The 12,993-nt window shown below is 72.6% G+C and carries 12 protein-coding genes and 1 pseudogene; 6 read left to right on the top strand and 7 right to left on the bottom strand.

Annotation, left to right across the window (positions count from 1 at the left end; genetic code table 11):
* Positions 1–68: 68 nt before the first annotated feature.
* A complete protein-coding gene (locus tag JOC24_RS08535; protein WP_205019522.1) occupies positions 69–425 on the bottom strand; it encodes a hypothetical protein in 357 nt (118 codons plus the stop codon).
* A gap of 218 nt (positions 426–643) precedes the next feature.
* Here JOC24_RS08535 and JOC24_RS08530 point away from each other — a divergent pair, with 218 nt between their 5' ends.
* From JOC24_RS08530 to JOC24_RS08520, 3 genes are all read left to right on the top strand, one after another.
* Positions 644–1,717, top strand: coding sequence for an SPFH domain-containing protein (locus JOC24_RS08530; protein WP_205020000.1), 1,074 nt, complete (start codon positions 644–646; stop codon positions 1,715–1,717).
* 123 nt (positions 1,718–1,840) lie between these two features.
* A complete protein-coding gene (locus JOC24_RS08525) occupies positions 1,841–4,816 on the top strand; it encodes a DEAD/DEAH box helicase (RefSeq protein ID WP_205019521.1) in 2,976 nt (991 codons plus the stop codon).
* Positions 4,813–6,090: an SWIM zinc finger family protein gene (locus JOC24_RS08520; RefSeq protein ID WP_205019520.1), complete on the top strand. Its 1,278-nt coding sequence runs from the start codon at positions 4,813–4,815 to the stop codon at positions 6,088–6,090. Before JOC24_RS08525 ends, JOC24_RS08520 begins: the two co-directional genes overlap by 4 nt.
* A gap of 17 nt (positions 6,091–6,107) precedes the next feature.
* Here the strand turns inward: JOC24_RS08520 and JOC24_RS08515 are convergent, their stop codons facing one another.
* The 4 genes from JOC24_RS08515 to JOC24_RS08500 all read right to left on the bottom strand — a co-directional run bounded on the left by JOC24_RS08515 (position 6,108) and on the right by JOC24_RS08500 (position 8,824).
* Positions 6,108–6,416, bottom strand: coding sequence for a hypothetical protein (locus JOC24_RS08515; protein ID WP_205019519.1), 309 nt, complete (start codon positions 6,414–6,416; stop codon positions 6,108–6,110).
* Positions 6,343–6,807 (bottom strand): hypothetical protein, encoded by a 465-nt coding sequence (locus JOC24_RS33950; protein WP_307792654.1) that lies wholly within the window; start codon positions 6,805–6,807, stop codon positions 6,343–6,345. Before JOC24_RS33950 ends, JOC24_RS08515 begins: the two co-directional genes overlap by 74 nt.
* Before the next feature lie 179 nt (positions 6,808–6,986).
* On the bottom strand, positions 6,987–7,616 hold the full coding sequence (locus JOC24_RS08505; protein ID WP_205019518.1) for a peptidase: 630 nt from the start codon (positions 7,614–7,616) through the stop codon (positions 6,987–6,989).
* Positions 7,613–8,824: a pyridoxal phosphate-dependent aminotransferase gene (locus JOC24_RS08500; protein ID WP_205019517.1), complete on the bottom strand. Its 1,212-nt coding sequence runs from the start codon at positions 8,822–8,824 to the stop codon at positions 7,613–7,615. The genes JOC24_RS08505 and JOC24_RS08500 overlap by 4 nt, the downstream gene beginning before the upstream one ends.
* An 87-nt stretch (positions 8,825–8,911) precedes the next feature.
* On the opposite strand from JOC24_RS08500, the gene JOC24_RS08495 reads away from it, so the two are divergent.
* The 3 genes and pseudogenes from JOC24_RS08495 to JOC24_RS08485 form a co-directional block, all read left to right on the top strand.
* Positions 8,912–9,592, top strand: coding sequence for a winged helix-turn-helix transcriptional regulator (locus JOC24_RS08495; RefSeq protein ID WP_239580048.1), 681 nt, complete (start codon positions 8,912–8,914; stop codon positions 9,590–9,592).
* 64 nt (positions 9,593–9,656) lie between these two features.
* A complete protein-coding gene (locus JOC24_RS08490) occupies positions 9,657–10,217 on the top strand; it encodes a cupin domain-containing protein (protein ID WP_205019515.1) in 561 nt (186 codons plus the stop codon).
* A 58-nt stretch (positions 10,218–10,275) separates the two neighbouring features.
* Positions 10,276–10,908, top strand: a pseudogene (locus tag JOC24_RS08485) (uridine kinase); the annotation flags it as partial.
* Between the two features lie 37 nt (positions 10,909–10,945).
* On the opposite strand, the gene JOC24_RS08480 reads toward JOC24_RS08485, so the two are convergent.
* Positions 10,946–12,262: an MFS transporter gene (locus tag JOC24_RS08480; protein WP_205019514.1), complete on the bottom strand. Its 1,317-nt coding sequence runs from the start codon at positions 12,260–12,262 to the stop codon at positions 10,946–10,948.
* Between the two features lie 154 nt (positions 12,263–12,416).
* Positions 12,417–12,962 carry a methylated-DNA--[protein]-cysteine S-methyltransferase gene (locus tag JOC24_RS08475; RefSeq protein ID WP_205019513.1) on the bottom strand — a complete coding sequence of 182 codons (546 nt, stop codon included), beginning with the start codon at positions 12,960–12,962 and terminating at the stop codon, positions 12,417–12,419.
* Positions 12,963–12,993 lie beyond the last annotated feature (31 nt).

The raw sequence follows: 12,993 nt of genomic DNA, 5'->3' as shown, positions 1-12,993 counted from the left end.
GGCGGCGGGCCCGTCGGGCCGCGTATGCGCCTCGTACGGTCGGGGGAACGGGCGCGCGGGGCGCACGGTCAGTGGACGAACCGGTAGCTGCGCCAGATCGGGGCGCTCTCGGCGTTGGTGTCGGTGAACGTGGTGGCCACGTAGGCGGTGCCGCGGCCCGAGCAGTCGCGGGTCGTGTAGAGGGTCATGTCGATCAGGGTCTGGTTCTCGACCTTGCTCGCTCCGTCGGGCGCCATCTCGTGGCAGCCCTTCACCGACGGGCTGTGCACGGTGACGACGCCGTCCCGGCCGGTGGTGTAGGAGACCGGCCCGACCGCCGTGCGCCCGAGGCCGGAACAGCCCGCGACGGCCAGGGTGAGCAGGGCGGCACCGGTGGCGGTGACGGCACGTCGCCGGAGAACGGTATGGGGCGCGGTGACGGACATGGCGGGTCCTCGTCTGCTCGTACGGCTCATCGGTACGTCCCGGAGACGTGCTGGCGCTGGCCACCCTGCCCGGTCCCCGGGACGTCGGCATCCGGGGCGCGGCCGGCCGGGGCCACTGATACCCGGGCGGAGGTTCAAGGGGTGCGTATCGGGCATATCGTGTTAATAGGACGTGATGGGCGGGTGCGAACGCGCACCCCCGTAGGCAGGGGGCCGTGATGGTCCAGTATCTGTTGATCGTGTTGGTGGCGGTGCTCTCGGGAGCCTTGGTGTACGGCATGGCCGCGGCACGGGTGGTCAAGCAGTACGAACGAGGCGTGGTGCTCAGGCTCGGCAGGCTCCATGACCAGGTGCGCTCCCCGGGCTTCACCATGATCGTCCCGGGCGTCGACCGGCTCCGCAAGGTGAACATGCAGATCGTGACGATGCCCGTGCCCGCCCAGGACGGCATCACACGTGACAACGTCACGGTGCGGGTGGACGCCGTCATCTACTTCAAGGTGGTGGACGCCGCGAGCGCGGTGATCCAGGTCGAGGACTACCGTTTCGCGGTCTCCCAGATGGCGCAGACCTCCCTCCGGTCGATCATCGGTAAGAGCGACCTGGACGATCTGCTGTCCAACCGCGAGAAGCTCAACCAGGGACTGGAACTGATGATCGACAGTCCCGCGGTGGGATGGGGCGTACAGATCGACCGCGTGGAGATCAAGGACGTCTCGCTGCCGGAGACGATGAAGCGGTCCATGGCCAGGCAGGCCGAAGCCGACCGTGAGCGGCGCGCGAGGGTCATCAACGCCGACGCGGAGCTGCAGGCGTCGAAGAAGCTCGCCCAGGCGGCGCAGCAGATGTCCACCCAACCGGCGGCGCTGCAGCTGAGGCTGCTGCAGACGGTCGTCGCGGTCGCGGCCGAGAAGAACTCCACCCTGGTCCTGCCCTTCCCGGTGGAACTGCTCCGCTTCCTGGAACGCGCGCAGCAGGGGTCGCCGCCGCCCGTCGCGACCGACCGATCGCAGGGTCCGTCCGGGCAGCAGACCGCAGAACGGCCCGAGGACGAGCCCGCGGAAGGGCCCGCTGGAGACGCGTCCGCCGTGGACCTGCCGGACACGCCGGTCTCCCCGCTCCCCTCGGTCACGGAGCAGACCTTCACGGACCAGCCCCTTCCGGACGCGCCTCTCCCGGGGCCGGAACCGGAGCCGGACGGGGTGCCGGAGTTCGATCCGGAGGTGCTCCCCGAGTTCGACCCGGAACAGCCGGCCGGCCGCTCCCGCATCAAGCCCTTCACCCGTCACTGACGTGCTCGCCCGCCCGCTCCGCCTGGGGAACCACGGCCGGGGCGGGCGCTGTCACACCCCCCGCCTAGACTCGCGATGAGCAGGAGAACGCAAGCGGACCGAGGCATGAGGGGGCGGTGGGGCATGGAGCGGCAGACCCGGGACGTCGCCTCCGACCGGCTGCTTCGGTGCGCCGCGGTCTTCCTGCCCGCGGAACCGCCCCGGGACGGCCGGGTCGCCTTCTGGGACCCGGAGCGGACCGACGGCCCGACGGGCCCCGACGCCGTGTCCACCGGCGGGGCGCCCCGCGCCGAAGCGGTGCCCCCCTCCCGTACCGACGCGGTGCTCGCGGCCACCGATGCCTCTCACCCCGCGGCGGGGTCCGCGTACACCCTGACCGAGCTGGAGGTCGTCCGCCGGCGCGGGACGGAGGACGTCGAGACCCGCACCGTGCCCGCGGTGGTGCTTGCCGTCGCGGACGCGGTGCCCCTGCTCGCGCGCGCCCGGCACCGGGCCGCCGCCCATCCCGCCACCCGCGCCTGGGGAGCGGCGGCTCTGCACGCCCTCACCCTCGTCGCGCGCGGCGGACTCCTGCCCGGCCTGACACCCGGCGACCACGACGCCTGGCGGGCCGGACCGCGCGACGCGGAGGACATCGCCCATCTGAGAGCCGTCGCCGCGTCGATGCCGCCCGAGGGGCACGCCGTCCCACTGGACGGCACACCCCTGCGCGTCCCCGACCCCCGTGCCCTGCTCGGCGCCTTCCTCGACGCCGTCGCCGACACCCTGCCCAGGACGCCCGCCGCCGCCCACGCCATGGGAGCGCCCTTCGCCGCCCGTGAGGCACAGCACCTGCCCGAGGCCCGGGCCTGGGCCGTCGAGGTGGCTGCCGGACTGGACGCGGGGGTACGCGTCTCGCTGCGGCTCGACCTCTCCGCGTACGACCTCTTCGACGCGTCGGGCGCCACCGGGGAGCCGGCCGGGGGCGAGGAGGCGCCCGCGCCCGCCACGCGCCATGCCGCCGCCGCGGTCACTCAGGTGCACAGCCTGGCCGATCCGACGTACGTCACCGACGCGGCCACGCTGTGGAGCGGCGGTGCGGGCGACCCCTTCGGGCCGAGGGCCCGGATCGACGCGGTGCTCGCCCTGCGTCGCGCCGCCCGCGTCTGGCCGCCGCTGGAGCGGTTGCTGGAGCAGCCCGTCCCCGACGTGCTCGCCGTCACCGAGGACGAGCTCTACGAGCTGATCGGTGCCGCCGGAGCGCGGCTCGCGGCGGCCGGGGTGGCGCTGCACTGGCCCCGCGAGCTCGCCCGTTCGCTCAGCGCGACGGCCGTCGTCCGGCCCGCGCCGGGTTCCGCCACGGACGGCACCTCCTTCTTCGACGCCGAGCAGCTCTTCGCGTTCGACTGGCAGCTCTCCCTCGGCGACGACCGGCTCACCGAGGCCGAGATGGACACCCTGGCCGAGGCTCACCGGCCGGTGGTGCGGCTGCGCGACCAATGGGTCGTCGTGGATCCCGCGCTCGTCCGCAAGGCACGCAAGCGGGAGCTCGGCCTCCTGGACCCGGTGGAGGCGCTCGCCGTCGCCCTCACCGGCAGCGCCGAGGTCGACGGGGAACACGTCGAAGCGGTTCCCGCCGGAGCCCTCGCCGCACTCCGGGCGCGCATCCTCGACGAGGACGCCACCCTCCCCGCGCCGCCCGGCCTCGACGCCACCCTCCGCGACTACCAGCTCCGCGGCCTGGCCTGGCTGGACCGCATGACCTCGCTCGGCCTCGGCGGCTGTCTCGCCGACGACATGGGCCTGGGCAAGACGATCACCGTCATCGCGCTCCATCTGCACCGCGCCCGTGCCGCCCCCACTCTGGTCGTCTGTCCCGCATCCCTCCTCGGCAACTGGCACCGCGAGATCAACCGCTTCGCACCCGGCGTCCCCGTGCGCCGCTTCCACGGCACCGACCGCACCCTCGGCGGCTCCGACGGCGGCTTCGTCCTCACCACCTACGGCACGATGCGCTCCGGCGCGGAGCAGCTCGCCGGGCACACCTGGGGGCTGGTCGTCGCCGACGAGGCACAGCACGTCAAGAATCCGCACTCCTCGACGGCCAGGGCGCTGCGCACCATCCCCGCCCCGGCCCGTGTCGCCCTGACCGGTACCCCGGTCGAGAACAACCTCTCCGAGCTCTGGGCGCTGCTCGACTGGACCACCCCCGGCCTGCTCGGCCCCCTGAAGGCCTTCCGGTCCCGGCACGCCAGGATCGTCGAGAACACCGGCACCGCCGCCGGCCTGGGCAACGAGGAGGCGGTCGAGCGGCTCTCCCGGCTGGTCCGTCCCTTCCTGCTGCGCCGCAAGAAGTCCGACCCGGGGATCGCGCCCGAGCTGCCGCCCAAGACCGAGACCGACCACCCCGTCTTCCTCACCCGGGAACAGGCCACGCTCTACGAGGCGGCCGTCCGCGAGACGATGGCGTTCATCGAGCAGTCCGAGGGCATCGCACGGCGCGGACTGATCATGAAGCTGCTCGGCTCGCTCAAACAGATCTGCAACCACCCCGCGCAGTATCTGAAGGAGGAGCCGACCCGGCTGACGGGACGCTCGGGCAAGCTCGCGCTGCTCGACGAGCTGCTCGACACCATCCTGTCCGAGGACGGTTCCGTCCTGATCTTCACTCAGTACGTGTCGATGGCCCGGCTCCTCTCCGCCCACCTCGCCTCCCGCGCCATCCCCTCCCAGCTGCTGCACGGTGGAACACCGGTGCCCGAGCGGGAGCGGATGGTGGACGGCTTCCAGTCCGGCGAGGTCCCGGTCTTCCTGCTCTCCCTCAAGGCGGCGGGCACCGGGCTGAATCTGACCCGGGCCGCCCACGTCATCCATTACGACCGATGGTGGAACCCGGCGGTCGAGGAACAGGCCACCGACCGTGCGTACCGCATCGGCCAGACCCAGCCCGTGCAGGTGCACCGGCTCATCGCCGAGGGCACCGTCGAGGACCGGATCAGCGAACTCCTGGAGTCCAAGCGGGCACTCGCCGACGCGGTGCTCGGTTCCGGCGAGGCCGCTCTGACCGAGCTCAGCGACCGCGACCTGGCCGACCTCGTCTCTCTCCGGAGGGCGTCGTGAGCCCCGGTGCCGGCCCCGCGGCCCGCCCGGGCCCCGACGACCTGCGGCGTACCTTCGAAGCGGTGCCCGCCCGCGCCTCGGACGCGGACGGGCCCTTCGCGGACAGCTGGTGGGGCCGCGCCTGGGTGGACGCCCTGGAATCCCTGTCGATGGACGAGGGCCGTCTCGCCCGCGGCCGTACGTACGCCGACGGCGGCCATGTCGCCGCGATCACCGTCACCCCCGGCCGGGTCATCGCCTACGTCCACGGCAGCCGCCCCCGCCCCTACCGTGCGGAGCTGCGCCTGCGGACGTTCTCGGCGTCCGACTGGGACACGTTCCTGGACGCCGCCGCCGCCCGGCCGGGGCATCTGTCCGCGCTGCTCGACAAGGAGATGCCGCACTCCCTGGTCGACACGGCGGGCGAGACCGGCATCCGGCTGCTCCCCGCCGCCGGTGATCTGGACCCCGACTGTTCCTGCCCCGACCGGGGCTGGCCCTGCAAGCACGTGGCGGCGCTCTGCTTCCAGACGGCACGGCTCCTGGACAGCGATCCGTTCGTCCTGTTGCTGATGCGCGGCCGGGGTGAACGCGAACTCCTCGACGAGCTGGGCCGCCGCAACGCCGAGCACTCCGCGCGCGAGCGCCCCGAGACCCCCGCCATGCCCTCGGTCGCGGCCCGCGACGCCCTGGCCGACCGTTTCCTGCCGCCGCTGCCCGCGCCCCTGCCCGTGCCGCCGTTCCCCGGCGAGCCGCCGTCCTACCCGGAGCTGCCCGGCGCCCGCGACCCACTCGGCCTCGACCACCTCGCCACCGACGCCGCGGCCCGTGCCCACGCGATGCTCACCACCGGTGACGACCCGCTCGCCGGCCTCAGCACCTGGCAGGACGCCGTACGCATCGCCGCGTCCCGCCCGACCGCCGGGCTCACCGCCACGACCCGGGCGCTCTACCGTGAGCTGGCCTTCGCCACCGGCCGCAGCACGACGGACCTGGCCCGGGCCGTCGCCGCCTGGCGGCAGGGCGGCGCGGAAGGGCTGGAGGTGCTGGAGACCCCGTGGGACCCGCCGGCCGGCCCCTTCGACCGGGCGCGGCCCGCCCTCGCCGCGGCGGACCTCCCACGCTTTTTGCCGTGGCGCAACCATCTGACCAACACACCCGGCACCCTCCAGCTCCGCTTCGGTCACGACAGCCGCTGGTACGGCTACGAATCCGATCCGGGCGAGGACGACTGGTGGCCCCGGGCCACCCCGGACCCCGACCCGGTCGCCGCTCTCACCGCCCTGAGGCGCTGACCCCGCCGACCGGCCACTCAGCTCCGCAGGACCACCAGCAGTGCGATGACCAGGATCGCGCACAGCGGAAGCATCACCCAGCGTGCCTTCCGGAAGGACTCGTTCTCCTGATCGGTCCGTCCGCCGGTGGCGTCGTGGGACCCGGCCAGGTGGTCCCAGGCCATGGCGTCGATCCTCTCCGTGGTGAGCAGCGACGGAGACCAGTCGCAGTGCGCGCAGACGAGGAAGTCCCGGTACGGGTCGTACCGGAAGTCACGCTCGATGTTCACCGTGAAAACCTGGCCCCCGGGGCCGATGGCGGTGAGGTGGCGTATCGCCGCACCCATGTCGATTGCTCCCTGCTCGGGTTCGTCCGTGACGGTCTGCTGTGATGCCGTAAGGAACGGCGGTCGGGCGCTCCCCGCCGACGGCGGAACAGTAGCGGACCCCGCGAGGCGGTGCCGGTCCTGAGCCGACAACGTTCAGGCGTCGAGCAAGAGTTGATCGGACGCCGACAGGCCACGGGCGGGTGGGACCCGGACGTCGGCGAGGGCGTGTCACTCGAACCGGGCCACCGAGTCCTTGGCGCAGGGCTTCTCGTACGCGGTGCGGATCCGTTCGATCCGAGGGTCGCGCCGACGGGCCCTGGAGGCCGGGTACAGCAGGACCAGCTCGTACGGGCGCCCCCCGCTCGATCACTCCACCGGAGTGGCGCCACCGCCCCCGGCCCTCCTGCACCGTCAGGCCGTCCGGGAAGCGCGGTGTGACGGTCGGTGAACGAACGGAACTGCGCGCCCGTCACAGCGGTTCCGTCGCCCGGGCGTTCGGTGCCGAAGAGCAGGCGGGTCACGGATCGGGCCGTGCCGCGTGCGGGGGAACATCCCGGTGCCGGTCCGACCACTCGCAAGAGGGGACCCCTATCGGTCCGTTGACGGGAGGCCCGGGAGGGAGACCCCTCGGCCAGCGAAGAAGCGTTCGAAGTCCGGCAGCGGAAGGCCCGCCACGCGGGTCGCGGACGTGGTCCCGGAGGGGTTGTGGAAGTGGACGCCGGCCCCGTCCGCCGTCCGGGAGGTCAGCAGCACCAGATGGCCACCGCGCCCCGGGGGCGGCTGCTCGGGGTGCCGGATCCCGAAGTGCACGGAGGCCATCACTCTCCGGCCCTCGTCCAGGAGGTCCAGGATCCCGGCGGGGGAGAGGTCCCGGTGGACGACCGCGTCGAGGCCGTGCACCTCGGACACGTACCGGGCGAAGGGGGCGTAGACCAGTCCCTTGATCTCCCCGTCGGCGTCCTCGGTGTACGCGTCGTACCCCAACGCCCCGTCCCGCAGCGCGAACAGGGGCGGAGCCCCTGCGCCGAGCGCCATGCGCAGGCAGGCCATACCGCACAGATGGCCTGCCCGGCGTGCGTACTCCGCGGGTGACGCCGCACCGGAGTCCGCCCAGCGAGGGTCCTCCGCCGGATCGAGCCCGCCCTCCACGATCGCCCCCACCAGGCCGGGCGAGGCGAACTGCGTCTCCACGTGGGTGCGGCAGGCACGGCAGGTCACTGGCGGTATCCGTTCAGGAAACGGCCGATGCGGCTGATGGCGGCGTCCAGGTCGTCGGCGTGCGGAAGGGTGAGGATGCGGAAGTGGTCCGGACGCGGCCAGTTGAACCCGGTGCCCTGGACCACCTGGATCTTCTCCTGAAGCAGCAGGTCCAGGACGAAGCGCTCGTCGTCGACGATGGCGTGGACCTTCGGGTCGATGCGCGGGAAGGCGTAGAGCGCGCCCTTGGGCTTCACGCACGACACCCCGGGGATCTCGTTCAGCCGTTCCCACGCCCGGTCTCGCTGCTCGTGGAGCCGGCCGCCCGGTGCCACGAGATCCCGGATCGACTGGCGGCCGCCGAGCGCCGCCTGGATCGCGTACTGCGCCGGGGCGTTGGGGCAAAGCCGCATCGAGGCGAGCATCGTGAGCCCCTCCAGATAGCTGCGGGCGTGCTGCTGCGGTCCCGACACGACCATCCAGCCGGAGCGGAACCCCGCGACGCGGTACGTCTTGGACAGCCCGCTGAAGGTGAGACAGAGCAGATCCGGGGCCAGCACCGCGACGGAGTGGTGCTCGGCGTCGTCGTACAGGATCTGGTCGTAGATCTCGTCGGCGAACACCATCAGACCGTGCCTGCGGGCCAGGTCGAGCATGCCGTCGAGGACCTCGCGGGAGTAGACGGCTCCCGTCGGATTGTTCGGGTTGATGATCACCATGGCCCTGGTGCGGTCGGTGATCTTCGCGGCCATGTCGGCGAGGTCGGGGTTCCAGTCCGCCCCCTCGTCGCAGGTGTAGTGCACGGCCTTGCCGCCCGCGAGCGTGGTGACGGCGGTCCACAGCGGATAGTCGGGGCTCGGGATCAGGATTTCGTCCCCGTCCTCCAGGAGCCCCTGCACCGCCATGGAGATCAGCTCCGAGACCCCGTTGCCGAGGAAGACGTCATCCACGTCGACATCGGCCAGCCCCATCGCCTGGTAGCGCTGCGCGACGGCGCGGCGCGCGGAGAGGATGCCGCGCGAATCGGTGTAGCCGTGCGCCTGGGGGAGCATCCGGATCATGTCCTGGACGATCTCCTCCGGCGCCTCGAAGCCGAAGAGTGCGGGATTGCCCGTGTTGAGGCGGAGCACGCTGTGGCCCGCCTCCTCGAGGGCGTTGGCCTGTTCGATGACCGGGCCCCGGATCTCGTAACAGACCTCGTTGAGCTTGCTGGACTGCCGGAACTCCATGCGGTGCCTCCCCTGCCCCGAATTGCGATACTTGGTTTTACCAAGCTCGGGCTTGGAAAGTCCAACAACATGTCTAGACTGCGTCGCATGCCACGTCAGCAGCAGCCCGCACGCCCCGTACGCCGCCGGAGCTACGACCAGTTCTGCGCCACCGCCCGTGCCCTCGACTCCGTCGGCGACCGGTGGACCCTGCTGATCGTCCGTGAACTGCTGGCCGGTCCGCGCCGCTACACGGATCTGCACGCCGATCTGCCCGGAGTCAGCACGGACGTGCTGGCCTCCCGGCTCAAGGACATGGAGCAGGGCGGTCTTGCCGTCCGCCGCCGGCTGCCGCCCCCGGCCGCCGCGTCGGTCTACGAACTGACCGCGCGCGGCCGCGATCTGCTCCCGGTCCTCACCGCGCTCGGACGGTGGGGTGCGCCCGCGCTCGCCGAACGCCGCCCGACGGATGCGGTCAGGGCCCACTGGTTCGCTTGGCCGCTGCTGCGCGCCATGGACGGCCTCGCCCACCGCGGGGTCGTCGAAGTCAGGCTCTCCGAGGGCGAGTTCCACATCCGGACGGGTGGTGATGACGCGGAGGGCGAGGTGTACGGATACGGCCCCGCAGGTCACCCGGACGCGTGCCTCGTCCTGGACGCGGAGGTGGTCCTGGCCCTCGGGCGCGGTGAGTGCACCCTCGCGCAGGCGGTCGAGGAAGGACGGGCGGAGGTGCTCGGGGAAGGGCCGCTCGCCGCTGAACTCCGCGGTGGCCGATCCTCGCGTACCTGACGCTTTCCGCCCAACTCATCGGTAGCGTGGTCGCGTTCACTGGGCGGATGCTGAGGAGTCGTTCATGAGGTTCGGCGGCGTGGTCGGTGCGAGGAGCGGGAAGAGCACGAAGGAGCGGGGGACACCGCGCAGGATGCTGCTCGTGGGCGTCTGCGTGGCCGCACTGGGCCTCCTGCCGGTGGCGGCGGTCGCCACACCGGGCAGTGGGGTGAGCGGCACCGTCGTCGCCCAGGGCACCTCCGAGGGCAAGCTCGGCATCAAGCCCCCGAGGGGCCGTACGGACGTGACCTTCCGGGAGATCACCGTGCAGCCCGGCGGCTCCACCGGCTGGCACACCCACGGCGGTCAGCTGATCGCCGTCGTCAAGTCCGGGACACTCACCCGGACCCTCGACGACTGCTCGGTCGAGGTGACATCCGCGGGAACGTCCTTCATCGAGCCGGCCGGGGCCCGGCACCGGCACATCGGACGCAACCTGGGGACGGAGCCCGTCGTGCTGTGGGTGACGTACCTGCTCCCCGAGGGCAGTGCGCTCTCCGACGACGCCGACGCGGTGGACTGCCCGGCGGCGGAACAGGCGGACGATCGCGTGCGGGCCGGCCGCGCGGGGGCGGGGACGAGCTGACTGCGGATCGTGAAGCGGACAGGTGACGGACGCCCGCGGGCAGGGCGATGATGGACGCGTGCGATGTGAACCCATCACCTGGGAACGGCTGGCCCGCGCCCTCGCGGAACACGCCGACGGACTCGAACCGGCCGACGGCGGGTCCTGGCTGAGGATCGGTGTCGACGGCGCTCCCGCCGCCCGCCCCGAGGAGCCCGCCGCTCACCTCGCCGAGGAGCTGCGGGCCCGCGGGCGCCAGGTGCTCACCGTCTCCACGGGCGGCTTCCTGCGTCCGGCCAGCCTGCGCTACGAGTACGGCAAGGAGGACCCCGACTCGTACGCGGACAGCTGGTTCGACACCGGGGCACTGTGGCGCGAGGTCTTCCGCCCGCTCGAGGCGGGCGGCAGCGGACGGGTGCTGCCCGATCTCTGGAACCCCGCCACGGACCGTGCGACCCGCAGCCCGTACCAGGTGCTTCCCGAGGGCGGGGTGCTGATTCTGCACGGACCGCTGCTCCTCGGGCAGTGGTTCCCGTTCGACCTCGGAGTGCATCTGAGCCTCTCACCGGGCGCGCTTCGACGCCGTACGCGGGAGAGCGAACGGTGGACGCTGCCCGCCTTCGCGCGGTACGAGGACGAGGTCGCCCCGGCCGGACGCGCGGACGCGGTCGTACGCGCCGACGACCCGCGCCACCCCGCATGGACGGGGATCGCCGGCCGGCGCCCTCAGCGGTCCGCCGACGGTTCGTTCAGCCCTTCGCCGGATCCCGGGCCGGACGTGCCACCGTCCTGCGGAGCACGAGCGCGGCCATGGGCAGGAGGAGACAGGCGACGACCGCGTTGAGCCAGCCGTAGCCCACCCAGGAGACGATCACCCCGGCGACAGCGCCGCCGACGCCGGCCGACGCGTTCATCGAGAGGTCGGAGAGCCCCTGCACGGCCGCCCGGGCATCCTGCGGTACGGAGTCGGTGAGCAGCGCCGAGCCGGCCACCAGGCCCGCCGACCAGCCGAGGCCCAGGACGAACAGACCCGCGGCCGTCCGGGCGTGGCCGTCACCCGACGTGCCCGCCAACAGTGCCGCGCAGCACAGCAGTCCGGCGGCCAGCCCGATCACGGTGAGCCGTCCGACCCGGTCGGAGAGCCAGCCCATGACGGGGGAGAACGCGTACATCCCCGCGATGTGTCCGCTGATGACCAGACCGATCAGCTGGATGTCCGCGCCGTGGTGCCCCAGGTGGACGGGGGTCATGACCATGATGGAGACCATGGCGGTGTGGGACACACTGACGGTCAGGAGCGCCAGCCGGGCCATCTGCGACGCCCGGACCGCCGCGATCCCCGCCCGCAGCGAGCGGCTCGCGGCGGACGTCGCGGTCGGGGACGCGAGCGCCCGTGCCGTCAGCAGTGGATCGGGACGCAGCAGCACAGCGACCACGGCTCCGGCGAGCAGGAAGATGAGGACGGCCCAGGCGAACGGGCCCGCAGTCTCCGGCACGAACGTGTCCCGGAACACACGGCTCGCGGGGGCGGCGATGTTCGGGCCGAGCACCGAACCGATCGTGGTGGCCCAGATGACGGTGGAGATCGCCCGGCCACGCCGCTCGGGCTCCGCGAGGTCGGCCGCAGCGAACCGCGCCTGGAGATTGGCCGACGATCCCGCGCCGAAGCCGGCCATCCCGAGCAGCAGCAGCGGAAAACTGTCCACGACCGCGGCGGTCACCACGAGGAAGGCTCCGAGCGCCCCGGTCAGATACGCCAGGACGAGTCCGGGACGCCTGCCCCGCGAGGTCATCAGGGCGGCCAGCGGCAGTGACAGCAGGGCCGTGCCCGTCACGGAGGCGGTCGGCGCGAGCCCCGAGAGGGCTTCCGTTCCACTCACCTCGGCCGCCAGGACCGGGGCGAGCGCGATACCGACGGCCACGCCGAGACCACCGAGTATCTGACTGCCGATGAGTACGGCGGATATCCGGCGCCGAAGGGCCGGCAGCTCGGCGGCCGTGATCCGGGATGCGGAGAAAGCTGACGTCACCGCCGCAGTGTGCCAGCTCGCACCACCGGGCGGCATCGAACGGACGGATCCGGATGTGGGCCCGGAGGGCGGGCCTGCCGGTGCCGAGGTGTGTCCACCCCCGAGGTGACGCGGCCTTCGGCGTCGGACCGTCCGTGCCTCCGGAGATCGGGCGGTCCGTGCCATCGGGCGGGCAGTCCACGTCCTCGGATCAGAAGAGGGGCTGCGGCAGTATCCCCTCGAGTGCCAGCAGCTGCCGCTTCGTCTCGACCCCGCCGCCGAACCCGCCCAGCCCTCCGCCGCTCTCCACCACCCGGTGGCACGGAACCACCACGGGCAGGGGGTTGGACCCCATGGCCGCCCCCACGGCCTGGGCGGCGCCCGGTTGGCCGACCCGGCTCGCCAGGTCCCCGTAGCCCACGACCGTCCCGTAGGGCACGCCGGACGCCAGCTCGCGGAGCACCTCGCGGTGGAAACCCGAGCTCAGCGACCAGTCCAGGGCCAGCGAGAACTCCCGCAGGTCTCCGGCGAAGTAGGCGGCGAACTGACGGACCGGTTCGGCCAGCAGCGGGGAGTCCGGGGCCTCCACCAGCTCCGCGCCCAGCCGTGTCCGCACCTGTCCGAGTGCCTTGTCCCGGACGGCGGGGCGTGCGTGGAAGGCCACGGTCACCAGGCCCGCGCGGGTCGCGGCGAGCAGGAGCGGTCCGATGTCGCTCGGCACGACGGACCACTCCACGACCTGCTCGTTGCTCTCCATGCGCACCACGGTACGGCGGGGCACCGACAGT

Origin of the sequence: Streptomyces sp. HB132 (assembly GCF_016909575.1) — a bacterium.
Lineage (GTDB): Bacteria > Actinomycetota > Actinomycetes > Streptomycetales > Streptomycetaceae > Streptomyces.
This window is presented reverse-complemented; position numbering and strand designations above follow the sequence as displayed.